The organism is Xanthomonas sp. NCPPB 1068 (assembly GCF_041479385.2).
Classification (GTDB): Bacteria; Pseudomonadota; Gammaproteobacteria; order Xanthomonadales; family Xanthomonadaceae; genus Xanthomonas; species Xanthomonas cannabis.
Genome location: NZ_CM192986.1, coordinates 1,023,775 through 1,043,520 on the forward strand (window position 1 = coordinate 1,023,775; position 19,746 = coordinate 1,043,520).

14 protein-coding genes are annotated in these 19,746 nt (G+C 67.3%); 9 read left to right on the forward strand and 5 right to left on the reverse strand.

Annotation, left to right across the window (positions count from 1 at the left end; genetic code table 11):
- Nucleotide 1: 1 nt before the first annotated feature.
- From ppc to ACCQ12_RS04275, 6 genes are all read left to right on the forward strand, one after another.
- Nucleotides 2–2,716: a phosphoenolpyruvate carboxylase gene (gene ppc / locus ACCQ12_RS04250; RefSeq protein ID WP_372383025.1), complete on the forward strand. Its 2,715-nt coding sequence runs from the start codon at nt 2–4 to the stop codon at nt 2,714–2,716.
- Nucleotides 2,717–2,978: 262 nt separating this feature from the next.
- Nucleotides 2,979–3,551, forward strand: a complete 573-nt coding sequence (locus ACCQ12_RS04255) for a TetR/AcrR family transcriptional regulator (RefSeq protein WP_355607502.1) — start codon at nt 2,979–2,981, stop codon at nt 3,549–3,551.
- Complete coding sequence (locus ACCQ12_RS04260; RefSeq protein WP_372383026.1) at nt 3,548–4,585, forward strand: Lnb N-terminal periplasmic domain-containing protein; 1,038 nt, start codon at nt 3,548–3,550, stop codon at nt 4,583–4,585. The genes ACCQ12_RS04255 and ACCQ12_RS04260 overlap by 4 nt, the downstream gene beginning before the upstream one ends.
- A complete protein-coding gene (locus tag ACCQ12_RS04265) occupies nt 4,582–6,597 on the forward strand; it encodes an esterase/lipase family protein (protein ID WP_372383027.1) in 2,016 nt (671 codons plus the stop codon). Before ACCQ12_RS04260 ends, ACCQ12_RS04265 begins: the two co-directional genes overlap by 4 nt.
- Before the next feature lie 488 nt (nt 6,598–7,085).
- Nucleotides 7,086–8,288 (forward strand): OmpA family protein, encoded by a 1,203-nt coding sequence (locus ACCQ12_RS04270; RefSeq protein WP_372383028.1) that lies wholly within the window; start codon nt 7,086–7,088, stop codon nt 8,286–8,288.
- A gap of 607 nt (nt 8,289–8,895) precedes the next feature.
- Nucleotides 8,896–10,293, forward strand: a complete 1,398-nt coding sequence (locus ACCQ12_RS04275; protein WP_372383029.1) for a histidine-type phosphatase — start codon at nt 8,896–8,898, stop codon at nt 10,291–10,293.
- A 513-nt stretch (nt 10,294–10,806) separates the two neighbouring features.
- On the opposite strand, the gene metK is transcribed toward ACCQ12_RS04275, so the two are convergent.
- The gene (gene metK / locus ACCQ12_RS04280) at nt 10,807–12,018 is read right to left on the reverse strand and encodes a methionine adenosyltransferase (protein ID WP_047694400.1); all 1,212 of its coding nucleotides are present in this window, start codon (nt 12,016–12,018) and stop codon (nt 10,807–10,809) included.
- A gap of 221 nt (nt 12,019–12,239) precedes the next feature.
- Here metK and ACCQ12_RS04285 point away from each other — a divergent pair, with 221 nt between their 5' ends.
- On the forward strand, nt 12,240–13,340 hold the full coding sequence (locus ACCQ12_RS04285) for a metal-dependent hydrolase (protein WP_372383030.1): 1,101 nt from the start codon (nt 12,240–12,242) through the stop codon (nt 13,338–13,340).
- Here the strand turns inward: ACCQ12_RS04285 and ACCQ12_RS04290 are convergent.
- From ACCQ12_RS04290 to ACCQ12_RS04305, 4 genes are all read right to left on the reverse strand, one after another.
- Complete coding sequence (locus ACCQ12_RS04290) at nt 13,334–14,161, reverse strand: class I SAM-dependent methyltransferase (protein ID WP_047694402.1); 828 nt, start codon at nt 14,159–14,161, stop codon at nt 13,334–13,336. The genes ACCQ12_RS04285 and ACCQ12_RS04290 overlap by 7 nt on opposite strands.
- 28 nt (nt 14,162–14,189) lie before the next feature.
- Entirely contained in the window at nt 14,190–15,188 is a 999-nt protein-coding gene (gene dusB, locus ACCQ12_RS04295) for a tRNA dihydrouridine synthase DusB (protein ID WP_372383031.1), read from the reverse strand.
- 531 nt (nt 15,189–15,719) lie between these two features.
- On the reverse strand, nt 15,720–16,676 hold the full coding sequence (locus ACCQ12_RS04300; RefSeq protein ID WP_039565492.1) for a ribokinase: 957 nt from the start codon (nt 16,674–16,676) through the stop codon (nt 15,720–15,722).
- Nucleotides 16,677–16,756: 80 nt separating this feature from the next.
- A complete protein-coding gene (locus ACCQ12_RS04305; protein WP_039408521.1) occupies nt 16,757–18,055 on the reverse strand; it encodes a NupC/NupG family nucleoside CNT transporter in 1,299 nt (432 codons plus the stop codon).
- A 169-nt stretch (nt 18,056–18,224) separates the two neighbouring features.
- Between ACCQ12_RS04305 and ACCQ12_RS04310 the strand changes: the two genes are divergently transcribed.
- Together ACCQ12_RS04310 and hemP are read left to right on the forward strand one after the other, a co-directional pair.
- Entirely contained in the window at nt 18,225–19,193 is a 969-nt protein-coding gene (locus ACCQ12_RS04310) for a potassium channel beta subunit family protein (protein ID WP_372383032.1), read from the forward strand.
- A gap of 101 nt (nt 19,194–19,294) precedes the next feature.
- Nucleotides 19,295–19,534, forward strand: a complete 240-nt coding sequence (gene hemP, locus ACCQ12_RS04315; protein WP_024938306.1) for a hemin uptake protein HemP — start codon at nt 19,295–19,297, stop codon at nt 19,532–19,534.
- Nucleotides 19,535–19,746: the final 212 nt, after the last annotated feature.

The window sequence follows — 19,746 nt, forward strand, 5'->3', positions numbered from 1 at the left end:
GATGAACGAGTACCGCAGCAGTCTTGTGTTCGCTACCCCCGATCTTCCCTTGCGCGACGACGTGCGTCGGCTCGGCGCACTGGTGGGTGATCTGCTCGCCGAGCAGGTGTCTGCGGAATTCCTCGATGAAGTCGAACGCGTGCGCACCACCGCGATCTCGCGCCGCGAAAGCGATGCCCCGCCATCCACCTTGAGCGAACAACTCACCGGCCGCGAACCGCGTGAAGCCGAAGCGCTGGTGCGTGCCTTCAGCACCTATTTCCAGGTGGTCAACATCGCCGAGCGCGTGCATCGCATCCGCCGCCGCCGCGAATACCAGCGCAGCGGCACCGACACCCCGCAGCCCGATGGCCTGCACGATGCCATGCGCCGGCTCAAGGCGCAGGGCGTGACCCTGGAAGAGCTGAGCCAGTGGTTGCCACGCATCGATGTGGAGCCGGTGTTTACCGCGCACCCCACCGAGGCGGTGCGGCGTGCGCTGCTGGAAAAAGAACAGCTGATGGTCGCCAGCCTGGTCGACAACCTGGACGGCATGCGCACGCCCAACGAACGCGCCAGCGACGCAGCACGCTTCCGCATGGCCTTGACCGCCTCGTGGCAGACCGCCGATTCCTCGCCGGTGCGCCCCACCGTGGACGACGAGCGCGAGCATGTGGGCTTCTATCTCACCCAGGTGCTCTACCGGGTGGTGCCGGTGATGTACGAAACGCTCGAACACGCCATCGAAGAAACCTACGGCAGCGTGCCAACGCTGCCGCGTCTGCTGCGCTTCGGCACCTGGGTGGGCGGCGACATGGATGGCAACCCGAACGTGGATGCCACCACCATCGCCGGCACCCTGGACGCGCAGCGCCGCGCGGTGCTGGACCGCTACCAGAAGGAACTCTGGCAACTGGCCAGCCTGCTCAGCCAGTCGACCACGCTGGTGCAGGTCAGCCCGGAACTCGCCGCGCAACTGGAGCGCTACCGCGCGCTGCTCCCCGAAGACGCCGCACGTTCGCGCCCGCGCCACGGCGACATGCCGTACCGCCTGCTCAACGATCTGATGCGCGCGCGCCTGCAGGCCACGCTGGACGATGCCGCCGGCGCCTATACCGCACCATCCGAACTCGAAGACGACCTGCAATTGATCCTGGACAGCCTGCAGGCCAACAAGGGCCTGCATGCCGGTTGGTTCGCCGTGCGGCGTCTGTTGTGGCGCGTACGCAGTTTCGGTTTTCATCTGGCGCGGTTGGACGTGCGCCAGGAATCGAGCGTGCATGCGCGCGCGGTGGCCGATGCCCTGGGCCAGGCAGAGTGGGACGAACAGGATGCCAAGCAGCGCGCTGGCTTGCTCGGCCCTTACGCGTCCGGCGAACAGGCATTGCCGCGCGTGGCCGATGAAGGCAATGCGCGCCTGGACGCGGTGTTTGCCGCGCTCGCCGATGCGCGCACGCGCCACGGCGCCGATGCGCTGGGCAGCTACATCATTTCGATGGCGCACAACCGCGCCGACGTGCTCACCGTGCTCGCATTGGCGCGCCGCGGCGGCCTGGTCGACGACGCGGGCGCGGTGCCGCTGGACATCGTGCCGCTGTTCGAAACCGTGGACGATCTGCGTGGCGGCACCGGGACCGTGCAGGACCTGCTGGCCGACCCGGTGTATCGCCAGCACCTGGCCGCACGCGGCGACACGCAGATGGTGATGCTGGGGTATTCGGACAGTGGCAAGGACGGCGGCATTGCGGCCTCGCGCTGGGGCCTGCAGCGCGCGCAGGTCGAGCTGCTGGAAGCGGCCGCCGAGCTGGGCGTGCGGCTGACGTTTTTCCACGGACGCGGTGGGTCGATCGCCCGCGGCGGCGGCAAGACCAGCCGCGCGCTGGATGCCGCCCCGCGCGGCAGCGTGGATGGCCGCCTGCGCGTCACCGAGCAGGGCGAGGTCATCCACCGCAAGTACGGCATCCGTGCATTGGCGCTGCGCTCGCTGGAACAGATGACCGGCGCGGTGTTGCTGTCCAGCCTGCGCCCGCGTGCGCCCGAGCCGCGCGAGGAGCGCTGGCGCCCGGTGATGGACCTGGTGGCCGAACGCAGCACCGTGGCCTATCGCGCCTTCGTCGGCGCGCCGGACTTCATGCAGTACTTCCGCCTGGCCACACCGATCGATGTGATCGAGCGCATGACGCTGGGCTCGCGTCCGTCGCGGCGGCTGGGCCAGGATGCGGCGTTGTCCAACCTGCGCGCGATTCCGTGGGTGTTTGCGTGGAGCCAGGCGCGTGCGGTGATCCCGGGGTGGTACGGCGTGGGCAGCGGCCTGCAGGCGGCAGTGGATGCCGGGCATGAAGACAGCTTGCGCGAGATGGCGCAGGACTGGCCGTTCTTCCGCACCTTCCTGGACGACATCGCCATGGTGTTGTCCAAGGGCGATCTGAATATCGCCGAGTTGTTCTCGCGGCTGTCCGGTGATCTGCACGAGCGGTTTTTCCCGCAGATTCGCGACGAGCTGGCCCTGACCAAGGGCTGGGTCAAGGCGCTGCTGCAACAGCAATCGTTGTTGCAGCACGACCCGCGGCTGGCGTTGTCGATCCGCCTGCGTAACCCCTACATCGACCCGATCAGCGTACTGCAGGTGGATCTGCTGCAACGCTGGCGCGCCACCGATGGCGAAGACGAAGCGTTGTTGCGCGCGCTGGTGGCCTGCGTCAACGGCGTCTCGCAAGGCGTGCAGAACACCGGCTGAGCCGGTTTGCCGAGTGGACCATCGGCTCCGATGGTCCACTCCGAAGACCCAAGCTGACGGTCCACTCCGACCGCTCACTCCGACCACTCACTCCGACCACTCACTCCGACCACTCACTCCGACCACTCACTCCGACCACTCACTCCGACCACTCACTCCGACCACTCACTCCGACCACTCACTCCGACCGTCGGTCGGGGAGGGTGTCGATTGAGCAAGCGGACTCTGGCGTTACCGGACAAATCTGTCCGATAATGTCGGCATGATGACTTCCCGTCCTGATGCCGCGCTGCGCCGCCGGCAGATTCTCGATGCCGCCGACGAAGTGTTCAGCGAACACGGCGTCAATGCCCCCCTGGAACTGGTGGTGGAGCGCGCCGGCCTTGGCCGCGCCACCCTGTACCGCAATTTCCCAGACCGCGTGGCGCTGATGACCGCGCTGATGGCGCGCGGGCTCGATGGCCTGGAGCGGCTGGCCGCCGACCTGGCCGACCGCCCGGACGGGCTGGCCGTGCTGCTGCACGACGTGGCCGAACACATCGCCCAGTCCGCACCGCTGGTGGACTTCTGGCGCTCGATCGAGCGCGCGCACCCGGCGGTGGAAGCGGCCGACCGGCGCGTGGTGGCGATCTTCCTGCCCTTCGTGCACCGCGCCCGCAACGCCGGCCTGTGCCGGGCCGATGTCGACGACGAGCAGCTGCTCTTGGTGATCGACATGCTGGGCAGCTGCCTGCGCGGCAACGATGAAGCAGAACGCAAGCGGCTGGCCCACCGTTCGGCCGACCTGCTGATGCACGCGCTGGGCATGCAGGTGCCGGAGGGCGGCACGCGATGACACCGGCCACCCGCGCACGCATCGGCCGCTGGGCGTTGCGCACCGCGCTGGTGCTGGCCGCGTGCTGGGGCGGGCTGGCGATCTATTTCGCGCTCGGTGGCAATGCACTGGTACGCATCGGCTGGGTGGCCTCGTGGTGCGCGATGGCACTGGCCGCGCTGTGGGGCCTGCGGCGTGGCCGCGAGAACTGGGCGCTGGTGGGCATCTTCGCTGCCGCATTCGTGGTGCTGGCGGTGTCGTGGGGGTTCATGCAGCCCAGCCAGGACCGCGACTGGGCCGACGATGTCGCGCAGCGTCTGCAGCCGCAGGTGCAGGGCAACATCGTCACCCTGCGCAACGTGCGCAATTTCGACTGGCACAGCGAAACCCGCTACGTGCCGCGCTGGGAAACCCGCCAGTACGATCTGGACCATCTGGTCAGCGCCGATCTGGCGTTGTCGTACTGGATGGGCCCGGCGATCGCGCACACGCTGGTGTCGTTCGGCTTCGACGATGGCTCGCATGTGGTGTTCTCGCTGGAAATCCGCAAGGAGCGCCACGAGTCGTTCTCGGCGCTGGGCGGGTTTTTCCGCAGTTTCGAAGAAACCCTGGTGGCCGCCGACGAGCGCGACATCCTGCGCGTGCGCACCAATGTGCGCGGCGAGGACATGTACCTGTATCGCCTGGCCATTCCCAAGGCCGGGTTGCGTCGCATGTTCATGGGGTATGTGGAACTGGCCAACCAGCTGGATCGCGCGCCGGCCTTCTACAACACGCTCACCAGCAACTGCACCACCATTGTCTTTGCGCTGGTGCGCCAGCTGCAGCCCACGCTACCGTTGGATCACCGCCTGCTGCTGTCCGGCTATGTCGACGAATACGCCTACGACCATCACGGCCTGATGCCCGGTTACGACTTTGCCACCTTGAAGCAGCGCGGGCATTTCACTGCGCGTGCGATCGCCGCCGACAAGGCGAGCGATTTCTCCGAGCGCATCCGTGCCGGCATGCCGCAGGCGCCGGCGCCCGGCACCTCGGCGAGTGCGAAGCAGTGATGCCGCGCAGGCCATGGTGGCGGGCCACGACCGTGCTGGTGGCGGTGGTGATGAGTGGGTGGTTGAGCGGCTGCGCCATGGTCACAGTGCAGGCGCGCAACAGCGGCGATTACGTCGCGCAGACCCGCGGCGATGTGCTCAGCACCGGCGCGCTCAGCCAGGCCGGTAGCGAAACCCTGCAGGTGGCCGGACTGCAGCCCAAGGCCTGCCGCACGCAGCCGCTGCCCTGCCTGCAGCACCTGACCACGGTGGCAGGCGTCGGCGAAGAGCGTCGCCTGGCCACCCAGGCCGAGCTCTGGACCGCGCGCGCAATCGACCTGGGCGGACGCAATCCGGCGCAGATGAGCGACGTGGCCACCGATGCCTGGCTGGAGGCGGCGCGGCATGCGTATGCCTACCTGTTTTTCACTGCGCGCGCGCCCAGTGCGCGTGCGTTTGAAAACCGCCAGACGCAGGTGCGCGACTACTACAACTATGCCGTGCAGCAGGTGGTCGAGCGCCTGTTTGCGCGCTCCCAGCAGGCCGGCGACACCACCCCGGCGCCCACCGCGGTCGGCCGCTGGCAGGTGGTGGTCGACATGTCGGCTTACCGGCTGCCCGGTGGCGGCAATACCCCGCGCGCCATCTTTGCCGCCTCGGCATTGCGCTTCAACGGATTGCGCAGCACCTATCGGCGCGACGGTTTCGGTGCCGAGCTGGTGGCCGAAGTGGACCCGCAGCTGGTCGGCGATCCGGCCGGGCTGGCGGTCCAGCAAGCCATCGCCCCGAGTGCCGCGCCCGAGCGCCCGCTGCCGACCTTCAGCGAGATGCCGTACGCACCGGCGACGCTGTTGCTGCGCTTCGATGGCGACACGCTTGCAGCGGTGCTGAAGACCGATCTGGTGACCCTGGTGCCGTACGACCCGTACCGCCAGAACGAGGTGGTGCTGCATGGGCAGCGCGTGCCGTTGGCGGCCAACTTCACCGCCGCCTACGGGCTGTGGCTGGCCAAATCGGGGTTTGCGGCGCAGTCGCTGCGCTCGATGCTGGGCAGTGCGCGCGGCATCGAGCGCCCGCATCTGTATCTGATGCAGCCGTACGACCCCGATCGCCGCGTGCTGCTGATGCTGCATGGGCTGGCCAGCAGCCCGGAGGCCTGGGTCAACGTGGCCAACGAAGTGATGGGCGATGAAACGCTGCGTCAGCGTTACCAGATCTGGCAGGTGTACTACCCGACCAATGCGCCCATCGCGGTCAATCGCGCGGAAATCCAGGCGTTGGTGGAACGCAGCCTGCGCCATTTCGACCCGGCGGGCAGCGCCGTCGCCTCACACGACATGGTCCTGATCGGCCACAGCATGGGCGGAGTGATCGGACGGCTGCTGGTGTCCTCGTCCGGCGAACAGCTCTGGGACGCGCTGCTGCGGGATTACCGGCTGGACGGCGAGCGCGGTGCCCGCGTGCGCGCGAAGCTGTCGCCGTTGCTGCATTTTTCGCCGATGCCGCAGATCGACCGCGCGATTTTTATCGCCGCGCCACATCGCGGCACGCCACTGGCCGAAGGCGGGTTGGGGCGCTTCGTCGGGCGCCTGGTGCGGTTGCCGATTGCGTTGCTGGACCGGTTTGGCGATGTATTGCAGGACCTTTCCAACAGCGAACGTGAGGGCAGCGGTGGCCAGTCCCGGCGCAAGAGCCGCCTGCTGCCGCCGACCAGCATCGACAACCTGCGCGATACCGACCCGTTCGTGCGCGCCACGATGGATCTGCCGATCTCACCGCAGGTGCAGTACCACACCATCGTCGGCCGCGAAAAACCGCAGGTGCCGCTGGCCGACTCCGACGACGGGTTGGTGCCGTATCGCAGCGCGCATCTGGATGGCGCCGCCTCCGAACTGGTGGTGACTTCCTGGCACAGCGTGCAGGAAACGCCGCAGGCGATTCTGGAGATCCGCCGCATTCTGCACGCGCAGTTGCAGGCCGAAGCGGCAGGAAGTACGGCGGCCGCGGGACACCGCGCAAATACGTCGCCGTAAGCTTCATGGCGGCATCAATGCCGCCAAGGGTCCCGCGACGGTGGGCGGGCAAGGACCAGTCAAGTTGGCTGGTTCGCAAAGTTCTCAACGAGCAACGGCAAGCCGCGACACGCTGTCTTGATTCTCCGCAAAACCACCAGCCAACTGTCTGGTGCGGTGTCCTCGCCATTGCGGGACCGTGTGGCGGCATGGTGCCGCCACCGAGCTACATGGACGTACTTGCGACGTGTCCCGCGAGCGTTGAGGGCGCCGCGCCCTCGACCCACTCGGCATCTGGCCTGGACGTCTGACGGCATCGCCAAGACGTGGCCGGGAAATCACTGCACGCACGCAAATACACACGCACACGCACACGCACGCACGCACGCCTGACTGGCTGACGGACGGACGGACGCGCGGCAGGTCTGTCAGCCGCTCTTAGCGCGGTGTTGACCAGGCTCGTGCTATCAGGCGGTTCCCTCGAGCTCGCTCGAACCAAGGAAGACGCGATGCGCAAGACGTTGTCGGCAGTGATTTGGGTTCCCTTGCTATTGGCGGCTTGCAGCCGTGGCGAAGGTCAGAAGACCGCGGCAGACGCTGCAGGCACAAGGCCGCAGGCAACGCAGACCGCAACGCTTGCCACCGATGCGCCACCCGCGACCGATGCGGCAGTGCCCGAATTTCCGGCCATCCCAATGATCGTGGTCCCCGACATCGTCGGCGTGACCCCGGCGCAACGCGCACTGGAAGCCTCGTTGCAGGACGTGCTCGACCCGATCGAAGGCGTCAGCGTGGCGCCCGCGCGTTGTGGCGATGGCGGCACGCTGATCACCGATGCCGGCATCACCAGCGTCGATGCCCATGGCAACCTGCTGCGCAACGGCGATGGTGGTTTGTTCGATCTCAAGGCCGACGGCAGTGGCACCGCCAACTTCGATGGCGGCTTGATCAGCATCAACGCCGATGGCAGCGGCACCATCAACGGCACCGGCCAGAACGGCGACGATGCGCTCATCGACGTGCAGTCCAATGGCGGCGGCACCTACAACGGCCCGGCTGGTTTGATCAGCCTGGACGGCAAGGGCGCCGGCACCTGGAACAGCAGCAAGAGCGGCCTGATCGACAATCGCGGCGATGGCAGCGGCACCTGGAACGGTCCGCGCGGGCTGGTGACCATCAACGCCGATGGGTCGGGTACCTGGAACGGGCCCGAGGGTCTGGTGCAGAACCACGGCGACGGCACCGGCACGGTGGGCACGCCTTCCCGCGAGGTGCGCATGCCGCCGCTGCCCAAGGTGCCGCCGGCCGGCCGCTTCCCGCCGCTGCAGAAGTTCGCCCCGCCCGGTGCGCCCTGCGGTTATCTGATCACTTTGAACGACCGCATCCTGTTCGACTTCGACAAGTCCGACATCCGTCCCGATGCGGCACGCGTGCTCGATACCCTGGCCGCTGCGCTCGGCAAGGTGACAGCACAGGACATGCAGGTGCGCGGGCATACCGACAGCAAGGGCGAGGACGCCTACAACCAGGCCCTGTCCGAGCGCCGCGCCAACGCCGTGTTGGCCGCGCTGCGTACGCGCGGTACCGCCCAGACGGCCGGTGCGAAGGGCTATGGCGAATCGCAGCCGGTGGCACCCAACACCCTCAACGGGCAGGACAATCCCGGCGGACGGCAGCTCAATCGGCGCGTGGAGATCTTTCTGCGGACGTGAGTGCGGCCCGCTGCCCACGGCATGGATGGCGGGTGCCTGGTCACGCTCTTTGGAAGAAGAGTATTGGATGGCGAAACAGGCTGCGGGGGCCGTAGCGCGAGTGCCCGCACTGCGATCCGAGTGGAAATGTCCGCGACCGCGCCGCTGCCCTCGTCTGCGCAGCCCGGCCGCCATTCCAGCTGCGTGGTCGCGCAACTGTGCCGAGGTGCGCGCCTGAGGCATGCAGATTTCGGGTCTTGCCCGGGCGTCACCGGGGTGAAACAACCCATCCCCATCATGCGCCGCGCCTGCCTGCAGGCGTGGTGCAGGGCTGCTGCATCGCTTTTCCGCTTGTGCCGTCGCACTGTCGGGATGTCCGACGGTGTTGCAGCCCGGCTGTGCTCTGGATGACGGAATGTACGCTCGTTGTTGGCTGCTTCACCGCTTACGAAGCTGCTCAGAGGACATGCAGACGATATGGGCTGCCGTCGTCGACAGGCGCCGCCGCAGCAGGATCGCCGCGCGCGAAGTCGGTGATGTAGGGCAGGGTGCCGGGCCGCAGGGGGCGTTCGCCGGCAAGCGGGAATTGCCGCGGTCCGCAGCGGATCGATGCAGCGGGCGCGATGCGATGGGGATCGCGTGGCGCCCGCCGCACTCCACGGGGCACCCTGCGCCGCCGGCAAGCAGCGCAACGCATGACGCGCGCATGCCGCGTATCGGTATGCCATCGATGTTCGCCGCAAGCGCGCTGTGGACGTCGTTGGCCGCCACGTTGTTGAGCGGCTGCGCAGCATCGGAACCGCATGCACCGCTGCCGTTGTCGGATGCGCGCACGCAAGGCAGCGCCGCCGCAGCGGGACCATCACCCGCTACAGCCACGGCCCACCTCGAGCGCGTGGTGGTGATCTTCCGGCACGGCGTGCGTGCGCCGCTACAGGGCGAAGCAGCGGCGGCACGCTATGCCGACCAGCCCTGGCCGCAGTGGTCCACCCCGGCCAGCCTGCTGACCCCGCGGGGTCGCACGGCAGTGCGCTTGAGCGGGGAGTATCTGCGTCAGTGGCTGGCGGCGCAGGGGCTGCTGCCGCACGCCGGCTGCCCGTCGCCGGGCAGCGTGTCGGTCTGGGCCAACACCGATCAACGCACCATCGACAGCGGCGCGCTGCTGGCCGACGCACTGGCACCCGGCTGCGGCCTGGTCGCCGGCCACCGCGAGGCAGGCAGCGACGACCCGCTGTTCCGGCCGATCGAAGCCGGCGCGGTGGCATTCGACGCGGCCGCTGCCGTGGCATCGATCCAGCGGCAGACTGGCGGGCCGGCCGCCTTGCTGGTAGGCCATGCGGCCGAACTGCAGGCGATGCAGCAGATTCTGGGCTGCCGCCGCACGCCCTGCGATTTTGCGCGCATGCCCTCCACGCTGGCGCCCTCGGCCAATGGGCGAGGCCTGGCCCTGGGCGGGCCGATCGACCTGACCTCCGGCACCGGCGAAGTGCTGTTGCTGCAGTATGCGGATGGCCTGCCGTTGGCGCAGGTCGGCTGGGGCCGCGCCACGCCCGAGCGTCTGGCACAGGTGTCGCGATTGCATGCACTGCTGTTCGATCTCTATGCACGCCCGCACTACATGGCGCAGCGTTCGGGCGCCCCGTTGGCGCGCGCGGTGCTGCAACGGTTCGGAAATGCGCAGGCGCCGAAGGTGTCGCTGTTCGTCGGCAGCGACACGCACATCGCCGCGCTGAGCAGCCTGCTGGGCGTGCACTTCCACTTGCCCGGCTACGGCGCCGACGACCCGCCACCGGGCGGCGCGTTGCTGCTCGGCCTGTGGCGTGCGCCAGACGGCACCCAGGTGGTACGCGCACGTTACCTGGCGCAATCGCTGGATCAACTGCGCACGCTCGCGCCGCTGGATCTGGCCCACCCGCCGCTGCAGCAGGAACTGTCGCTGGGCTTGTGCGCTCCGGAGCAACGCATGGCCTGCCCATTGGCAGATTTTGCTACGGCGCTGCAGCAGCAGTTGCAGCTCGATCAGTAGCGGAAAGGTTCGCGACAACTGTCCTGCGATAGTTTGCATGGCATGTGACTTCGACCGTACCCTCACCCCGACCCCTCTCCCGCAGGAGAGGGGCTTGAGCAGCGGTTGACGTCGTTGTCCCTTCTTCCCGCGCACAGTGTCCTCTTTCATGGGGGACAAGGTGCCCCGCAGGGGCGATAAGGGTACGTGCGCAGCCACGTGCTATTCGGCAGAGAGTGGCTTCGCCCCCGTACCCTCACCCCAACCCCTCTCTGCGCCCCGGCCCGCGCTTGCGGCGCGGGCGCTCCAAGGCACACGCGCCGGTGGCGCGTAAGCCGTGCCTTCTCGCCCCGCGGGGAGAGGGGCTCCATCTCGTCACGCCCGTCCGCGTGCGGGTCTGCCATAAGCCGACGCCTTCGCAACCTGCCACTTCCTGCAGTTGGGCAACCCACCGACAGACCCCCAAAACGCAACCGGGCCGCATTAGCGGCCCGGTCGTCACGCATCGCGCCCGCTCCCGCAGGAGCGGCGTGATTATTTCAGCTTGGCGTCGGCACGCAGGGCGTCGGCGCGGTCGGTCTTTTCCCACGAGAACGAGGTGGCGGAATGCTGCACGCCGGCACCGTCGGTGTAGGTGAAGTCCTTCGGCTTGCGGCCGAAGTGGCCGTAAGAGGCGGTCTGCTGGTACATCGGGTGGATCAGGTCGAGCATCTGGATGATGCCGAACGGACGCAGGTCGAAATGCTTGCGGATCAGCTTCTCGATCTGCTCGTCGGCGATCTTGCCGGTGCCGAAGGTGGTGACCGAAATCGAGGTCGGCTCGGCCACGCCGATGGCGTAGGAAACCTGCACTTCGCAACGGTCGGCCAGACCCGCGGCCACCACGTTCTTGGCCACGTAGCGCGCCGCATAGGCAGCCGAACGGTCGACCTTGGACGGATCCTTGCCCGAGAACGCGCCGCCGCCGTGACGGGCCCAGCCGCCGTAGGTGTCGACGATGATCTTGCGACCGGTCAGGCCGCAGTCGCCCACCGGGCCGCCGATCACGAACTTGCCGGTCGGGTTGATGTGGAATTTGGTGCCCTTGTGAAGCCACTTGGCCGGCAGCACCGGCTTGAGGATTTCCTCGCGCACGGCTTCGATCAGGTCCTTCTGCTTGATGCCCGGGTCGTGCTGGGTCGACAGCACCACCGCATCGATCGCGGTCGCCGCGCCGTCTTCATAGCGCAGGGTGACCTGCGACTTGGCATCCGGACGCAGCCAGGCCAGCGCCGAGTTCTTCTTCTTGCGGATCTTGGCCTGCTGCTCGACCAGGCGGTGCGACAGGTGGATGGCCGCCGGCATGAAGCTGTCGGTTTCGTTGGTGGCATAGCCGAACATCAGGCCCTGGTCGCCGGCACCCTGTTCTTCGGGCTTCTTGCGGTCCACGCCCTGGTTGATGTCCGGCGACTGCTTGCCGATCAGGTTGAGCACGCCACAGGTCTCGCCGTCGAAGCCGACGTCGGAGCTGTTGTAGCCGATGTCCAGGATCACCTTGCGGGTCAGCGCTTCCAGATCGATCCAGGCGCTGGTGGTCACTTCGCCGGCGACGATCGCAACGCCTGTCTTGACCAGCGTCTCGCACGCCACGCGGGCACGCTTGTCCTGGGCCAGGATGGCATCCAGCACGGCGTCGGAGATCTGGTCGGCGATCTTGTCCGGATGGCCTTCGGAGACCGATTCGGAGGTGAACAGGTAGCTGGACATCAGGCTTATATCCCTTAATTCGGATGAAAAGATGGGTGCGGATGATACACGCCCCGTGTGTCGGTTGCATTGTGCGCCTGAACGCGATGCCGTGGGGTTAAGCCGATGTCGGTGGGCGCGGCGCGTCCGGCGCAGGAGCCGGCGCATCCACAGCCCCGCGCCGACGAAACCTGGCGGTGGATATTCCCATGCGTGCATGTCGGGCCTGCTAGCATCGGCCGATGGATTCATTGACCCAGATCGTTCTTGGCGGCGCCATCGCCGCTGCCATCGCGCCGCCCGGACAGCGGCGCGCTGCCTTGTTGGCCGGCGCGGCACTGGGCACCTTGCCCGACCTCGACTCGCTGGCGTTGCTGCCGCTGACCGACGACCCGGTCACCCTGATGACCGTGCACCGCAGCGCCAGCCATTCGTTGTTCGTGCTGCCGTTGGTGGGCTGGCTGATCTGGTGGCTGTTCCGGCGCTACGGCAACGGGCGCGTGGCCAGTGCACCCACGCGCTGGTTCTGGGCGATCCAGCTGGCGCTGATCACCCATCCGCTGCTGGATGCCTTTACCGTCTACGGCACCCAGCTGTGGTGGCCGCTGCAGCCGCATCCGGCCATGTGGTCGAGCGTCTTCATCATCGACCCGGCGTACACGCTGTGGCTGTTGCTGGCCTGTGCGGTGGCCTGGTTCGCGCGTGCGCGCCCACTTGCGCAGCGCGCGCTGGTGATCGGGCTGGTGGCGAGCAGCGCGTACCTGGGCTGGTCGCTGATGGCCAAACACCTGGTCGACCAGCAGGCCGATCGCGCGCTGGCGGCGATGGGGCTGGCCGACGCGCCACGCTTCTCGGTGCCCATGCCGTTCAACACCTTGCTGTGGCGCGTGGTGGCGATGACGCCCGGCGGTTATGTGATCGGCGAACGTTCGCTGGTGGCCGACAGCGGCCCGATGCAGTTCCGCGGGTTCTCCAGCAATACCCAGGCACTGGGCGAAGTGGCCCGGTTCGATTCGGTACGCAGGCTGACTTGGTTCAATCGCGGCTTCATGCGCGCACGCCTGGTCGATGACGACCTGATGCTCAGCGATCTGCGCATGGGCCTGGAGCCGGACTACAACTTCAATTTCGTCGTGGCCCATCGCGAGGACGGACAGTGGCAGCCAATCGTGCCGCGGCAGGTGCAGGCGGCGTATCGCGCACCGGTGGCCCGCGACCAGATCGGCGCGGTGCTGGCGCAGATGTGGCGCCGCATCTGGCAGGCGCCAAGCGGCACGACGTTGACCGGCGACCTGGACACGGCCGGGACGCCAGCCGCCGCACCCGCTCCGAACGCTCAATAGACCGTGGCGCGGGCCTGCACGAACGAGTAGAAGAACACCGCATTCGGGTCGCTTTGCACCTGCGCCAGTTCGCCGCGCATGCCCTCCACGGTGTCTGCGTCGACGGCGCCGGCCTGCAGCAGCTGATCGGCCGCCGACAGCAGCACTTCTTCCCAGAACCCGATCATGGTCTTGCGCCGGCCGGGCTCGCGGTTGTCCAGATGCAGGGTCTTGATCTGCGTGTGCACATCGCGGAAGCCGCCGGCCAGCAGCAGGTTGCCCAGCTTGGCACCGACGAACGGGTCGCCGCCCTGGTCGTGCTGGAAGTCGTTGAACGCCATCCAGTAGCGCCACAGATTGGGCGAGTACGGGTGCAGCAGGAACGAGGCATTCATCACCTCGGTCACGTAGACCGGCGCGCCGGGCAGCAATACGCGCCGCACTTCGTTGAGTACGCGCGCCGGCGAGGGCACGTGTTCGAGCACCCAGCACAGGAAGGCCGCATCGAACTGGCGCGCCTCGAACGGCAGGTCGCCCGCATCGGCCTGCTGCAGCGTGTAGCGCTCGCGGCACCACGCCAACCGTTCAAGATTGGCCCGCGCCGCGCCCAGCTGCGCCTCGCTCAGGTCCACGCCGGTGACGTGCAGGTCGGGAAACCGGCGCAGCAGGATCTCGGTCTGCGCGCCGACCCCGCTGCCCACTTCCAGCAGGCGCCGCGCGCCGCTGTAGTCGACCTCGTTGAACAGGGTGGTTTCCAGCAGCCGGGCCTGTTTGAGCAGGCGCGCCTGTTCGGTGGCCGAAAATCCGTGCAGATAGGTCGGGGTGTCGCTTGGTGCACTCATGCGTGCGGCTCCAGCAATGCAGAAAAACTCAGGCAGCGTCCGACAATGCGGGCGGCACGCCGGCGATCAAGGCGTCGAAGTAATTGCGCGTCAGCGCCAACTGCGCTTCCGGCGTTTCGGCGCGATTGACCACCGCACGGAAGTCCGCGCTTTGCGGGTGATCCTTGGCATACCAACCCAGGTGCTTGCGCGCGATGCGCACGCCCTGCGGTTGGCCGTAGAACGCATGCAGGGCTTCCAGGTGGCCGAGTAGGGTATCGCGCACGAAGGCCAGCGATGGCGGCGGCAACACCTCGCCGGTGGCCAGAAAATGCGCCACTTCGCCAAAGATCCACGGACGTCCCTGCGCCGCGCGCCCGATCATCACTGCATCCGCACCGGTCTCACGCAGCACCTGCGCGGCCTTCTGCGGCGAATCGATATCGCCGTTGGCGATCACCGGGATCTGCAACGCCGCCTTGATCTGCGCGATCGTCGCGTACTCGGCGCTGCCGGTGTAATGCTGGTCGCGGGTACGCCCGTGCACGGCGAGCGCGGCAATGCCACAGTCCTGCGCGATGCGGGCGATGGTGGGGCCGTTGCGATGGTCGCAATCCCAGCCGGTGCGGATCTTCAAGGTCACCGGCACATCCACCGCCTGCACCACCGCGCGCAGGATGCGCGCCACGAGCGCCTCATCGCGCATCAATGCCGAGCCGGCCCAGGCATTGCACACCTTCTTGGCCGGGCAGCCCATGTTGATGTCGATCAGCTGCGCACCGTGGTCCACGTTGTAGCGCGCCGCCTCGGCCAGTTGCTGCGGCTCGGTGCCAGCGATCTGCACGCTGATCGGGTCCGGTTCGCCGGCATGATCCATGCGGTGCAGCGATTTACGCGTGCCCCAGAAGCGTGAGTCGGAAATGGTCATCTCCGACACCGCCAGCCCGGCGCCAAGCCGCTTGCACAGCAAGCGGAACGGCTTGTCGGTGACGCCGGCCATGGGCGCGAGAATCACCTTGGGGGCGATGGAGTAGGGGCCGATCTGCATGGGGGCATTGTAGCTGGGTGGGGAATCGGGAATCGGGAAAGCGCTTCCGGCCTTCGGTCCTGCGCGATTGCTGTGTGGGGCGCGCGACCAGATAGAACGAGGGCGGCGAACCTGTTGGCTGGCCGTACCCTCACCCCAACCCCTCTCCCGCGGGGAGAGGGGCTTCTATTCCTTCTCCGCCTCGTGGGTAGAAGAGCAGCTTCTTTCCTTCTCCACTTGGGAGTGGGAGCAGCTTCTATTTCCTTCTCCCGTCGGGAGAAGGTGGCGCGTCAGCGCCGGATGAGGGTACGGGCGCCCGACGCTGCATCACGCCTCATTCCCTAGCATCACGCCTCATTCCTGTACCCGACGCTTTCCGACGAAGGCGACCGAAGTTCCTGCACCAGCAGAGCTCGCAGCGCCCGTCGGCAGCCACGTCTCAACCTGCGGTCCCCGGCGCAAAACAGTCTCCAACGTGCACGCCAAACCCCTGAACGCAGAAGGCGACCGCATCGCTGCAGTCGCCTTTGTTGATCGCTTGACGCGTGCGGTTTACACAGCCACGTCAGGCAGCATCCGTGGCATCGAGGTCGCCGCGCCTTCCACCTCGGTGGAGCGCGCCGCGTAGCGGGTGGCAAAGCGCACGTGGGTGATGAAGCTTGCCCCCGGCGACTGCGCCAGCGAGGCGACCAGCGCGCCGTTGAAGGCGTCGCCGGCACCGGTGGTGTCCACCGTCTGCGCGCTTTCGGCGCCCACGCGATAATGCGCGGCAGTGTCGCCGCGCAGCTGTTCGTCGGCGTGCGAAATGAAGGCGCCCACCGCACCCAGCGTGACCACCACGGTCCCGCCCGGCAGCAACTTGCGGCACAGCGAGTGCAGCGTGTTGCCATCCAGCGCCGCGACATCGTCGGCGTTGATGCGCTCGCCGACGTGGCGGCCGAGCAGCGCGGCGAATTCGGTCTCGTTCGGGGTCAGCACGTCCGACAGCTTGAGCAGGCCGATCGAGGTCGGCGCATTGGCGGGCGCGGCGTTGAGCACGGTCAGTACGCCGCATTCGCGTGCAAGCGCCAGTGCCGATTCGACGGTTTCTGCCGGCGATTCCAGCTGTGCCAGCAGCACGCGTGCCGAGGCCACCAGCGCGCGCTGGTTGTCGACAAAGGCTGCACTCAGCACCGAGTTGGCGCCGGCACCGATTACGATGGTGTTGCGGCCGTGACCGTCCACATAGATGCCACCGGTGCCGGTGGGCTCGTTGCTGGGCTCGGCGATCAGCGCAAAGCCGTCGTGTGCGGCCAGCGAGCGCGCCAGCGCGCCGCCGGCATCGTCGCCCAGCGCGCACAGGAAATGCGTCCTGGCACCGGCACGCGCGGCCGCGACCGCCTGGTTGAACCCCTTGCCACCGGGCCCGGTGCTGTAGCGGCCGGCGATGGTGGCACCCGGCGCCGGCAACACGTCGCAGCGCCACACGTGATCGACATTGAAAGACCCGACAACGACGACCGAACTCATAAATACCTGCTTGCTTGAATGACTTGAATGAAACGTGGCGTGCAGCGATTAGACCGTGACGCCGATGAACCCGCGCCGCCTCAACCGAAGTGCGAGAGCACCCCGGCAATGGTAGCGGTCATGAAGGTGGCGATCGAACCGCCGAGCACCGCACGCAGGCCGAATTTGGCCAGATCGTGACGACGTTCCGGCGCCAGCCCGCCAATGCCGCCGATCTGGATCGCGATCGAGCTGAAGTTGGCAAAACCGCACAGGGCATACGTGGCAATCAGGCGGCCTTCTTCGCTCAGGCTCACGCCGGCCACCTGGCCCTTCACGATCTGCGACAACTCGGTGTAGGCGACGAACTCGTTGATCACCACCTTCTGGCCGATCAACGAACCGACCGTGGTCGCGTCCGCCCAGGGCGTGCCGATCACCCAGGCAACCGGTGCCAGCACATAACCGAAGATCGTCGACAGGTTGGTCGGCCGGCCCAGCGCGGCAGCCGCGCCGGTGACCTCGCCCAGCCAGGTCAGCGGCGCGTTGATCAAGGCGATCAGCGCGATGAAGGCCAACAGCATCGCACCGATGTTCAGTGCCAGGCGCAGACCGTCTCCGGCCCCGGCCGCCGCCGCGTCGATGATGTTGCTGGTGGTCTTTTCCACTTCCATCTTGACCGTGCCGCGGGTCAGCGGGGTGCCGGTTTCCGGCACCAGCAGCTTGGCGACCACCAGGGTGGCGGGTGCGGCCATGATGCTGGCGGCGAGCAGATGCTTGGCATAGAACGCCTGCTGCGCGGGGTCGCTGCCGCCGAGCATGCCGACGTAGGCGGCCAGTACGCCGCCGGCGATATGCGCCATGCCGCCGATCATCATCGTCAGCAGTTCGGACTGGGTCATCTTGGGGATGTACGGGCGCACCGTCAGCGGGGCTTCGGTCTGGCCGATGAACACGCTGGCGCACACGCTGGTGGTTTCCGCGCCGGACACACGCATCACCTTGGTGATTGCCCATGCCATCGCCCGCACCACCACCTGCATCACGCCCAGGTGGTAGAGCACGCCCATCAGCGCAGAGAAGAAGATGATGGTGGGCAGCACCTGGAACGCGAAGATGAAGCCGTAGCTTTCGATGTTCATCAGGCTGCCGAAAATGAAGGTGGAGCCTTCATTGACGAAGCTCAGCACCTTCACAAAGCCCTTGCCCAGCGAATCGAACACATCGCGTCCGCCCGGCACCAGCAGCACCAGCGAGGCGAACGAGATCTGCAGCAGCAGGCCGGTGCCAACCAGCTTCCAGTCGATCGCGCGGCGGTTGCTCGAAAACAGCCAGGTGATGCCGATGAGCACCGCCAGACCGAACAGGCCGAAACCGATCCTTCCCAAACCTTCGACCATTCCAATCCCCGGGGCTGCTGACGGCAAAACGAGAAGCCTAGAGCAGGGGGTGTCGGCGGGCAAGGCGAGCGGCATTCAGACGGCCGTCGCAGGCTTGCGCACAGCCCCGGCCCGGTAAACTGCGCAAGCCGGTCCGGGGCAGGTGCCCCGGAGGTTGCAGGAGTTCGCCATGCTTTACCGTCGTCTGGGTTCCACCGGGCTGCAGCTGTCGGCGTTGTCGTTCGGGGCCTGGGTCACCTTCGGCAAGCAGATCGGGCGCGGCGAAGCGCGCAACCTGATCGCTGCGGCCTGGGACAACGGCATCAATTTCTTCGACAACGCCGAGGTCTATGCACGCGGCCGCGCCGAAGAGGTGATGGGCGATGTGATCGCCGATCTGCGCCTGCCGCGCGACGGCTACTGCGTGTCGAGCAAGGTGTTCTTCGGTGCGGTGGACAGCCCGCGCCCGACCCAGCGCGGGCTGTCGCGCAAGCACGTCACCGATGCCTGCCACGCCGCGCTCAAGCGCCTGCGCGTGGACTATCTGGATCTGTATTTCTGCCACCGGCCCGACCCGGACACGCCGGTCCAGGAAACCGTGCGCGCCATGGACGCGCTGATCCGCCAGGGCAAGGTGCTGTATTGGGGCACCTCCGAGTGGAGTGCCGACCAGGTGCACGCGGCCATCGCCATCGCCGAGCAGGAGCACCTGCATGCGCCGGCGATGGAGCAGCCGCAGTACAACCTGCTGCATCGCCAGCGGCTGGAACACGAGTACGCGCCGCTGTGCGAGCGCGGGCTGGGCACCACCATCTGGTCGCCGCTGGCCTCGGGCCTGCTCACCGGCAAATACAACCAGGGCGTGGACGCGGACAGTCGTCTGGGCCAGCCCGGCAACGCCTGGTTGCAGGAAGAGGTGTTGGGGGCAGCGGAGTCGCGCCGTGTCGAGCGCGCACGCGCGTTCTGCGCGCTGGCCGCCGAACTGGGCCACGCGCCGGCACGGCTGGCCATCGCCTGGTGCCTGCGCAACCCGCACGTGTCCAGCGTCATCCTCGGTGCCAGCCGGGTCGCGCAGCTGGAAGAAAACCTCGGCGCCCTGGAGACGCTCGCGCAGATGGATGCAGCCGGATGGGAGCGGGTGGACGCAGTCACATTTTGACGCGTGGCGACACTATCGATTGATCTTGTCAATTGATAACTATGAGTTGATGCAAAGATCCAGCCATTCAGATGAGAATGGCTCTTGATCATTAAATGAGAATGGTTATTATTTGTCTGGCCAACCGACTGGAGATCCAGATCATGACCGCTCATCCCGTGCTGCTCCGCTCCGAACCGGTCAACCTGCGCGACCGCGCCGCGCCGCGTGCCGTGCCTGCCGAAGACCTCATCAGCAGCGAGGCGCTGCTCAAGGGCCGCCGCGAAGTGCTGATCCAGCATGGCGACCGTGTGTATCGCCTGCGCCATACCAGCAACGACAAGCTCATTCTCACCAAGTAACCCTGGCAGCGCGCCCGGCTGCGCCCCCACCACGCGGGCGCGGCCGTACGACGCTGAAGGCAGGACAGGCGCGCCCTCGCGCTAGTGTCCAGGGCACCGCTGCAACAGCAGCGCTTTACTGCTGTCGATTTGCACCAACGCACCCGCTGACGGGTGCGGCATCACCGCTGCGGGCGCTGCCGCCGCCGTCCGCCATTCCGTTCTCCCTCGGC

Coding starts and splice junctions, on each gene's coding strand:
- ppc (WP_372383025.1), top strand. CDS start 2: ATGAACGAGTACCGCAGCAGTCTTGTGTTCGCTACCCCCGATCTTCCC.
- ACCQ12_RS04255 (WP_355607502.1), top strand. CDS start 2,979: ATGATGACTTCCCGTCCTGATGCCGCGCTGCGCCGCCGGCAGATTCTC.
- ACCQ12_RS04260 (WP_372383026.1), top strand. CDS start 3,548: ATGACACCGGCCACCCGCGCACGCATCGGCCGCTGGGCGTTGCGCACC.
- ACCQ12_RS04270 (WP_372383028.1), top strand. CDS start 7,086: ATGCGCAAGACGTTGTCGGCAGTGATTTGGGTTCCCTTGCTATTGGCG.
- ACCQ12_RS04275 (WP_372383029.1), top strand. CDS start 8,896: ATGGGGATCGCGTGGCGCCCGCCGCACTCCACGGGGCACCCTGCGCCG.
- metK (WP_047694400.1), bottom strand. CDS start 12,018: ATGTCCAGCTACCTGTTCACCTCCGAATCGGTCTCCGAAGGCCATCCG.
- ACCQ12_RS04285 (WP_372383030.1), top strand. CDS start 12,240: ATGGATTCATTGACCCAGATCGTTCTTGGCGGCGCCATCGCCGCTGCC.
- ACCQ12_RS04290 (WP_047694402.1), bottom strand. CDS start 14,161: ATGAGTGCACCAAGCGACACCCCGACCTATCTGCACGGATTTTCGGCC.
- dusB (WP_372383031.1), bottom strand. CDS start 15,188: ATGCAGATCGGCCCCTACTCCATCGCCCCCAAGGTGATTCTCGCGCCC.
- ACCQ12_RS04300 (WP_039565492.1), bottom strand. CDS start 16,676: ATGAGTTCGGTCGTCGTTGTCGGGTCTTTCAATGTCGATCACGTGTGG.
- ACCQ12_RS04305 (WP_039408521.1), bottom strand. CDS start 18,055: ATGGTCGAAGGTTTGGGAAGGATCGGTTTCGGCCTGTTCGGTCTGGCG.
- ACCQ12_RS04310 (WP_372383032.1), top strand. CDS start 18,225: ATGCTTTACCGTCGTCTGGGTTCCACCGGGCTGCAGCTGTCGGCGTTG.
- hemP (WP_024938306.1), top strand. CDS start 19,295: ATGGTTATTATTTGTCTGGCCAACCGACTGGAGATCCAGATCATGACC.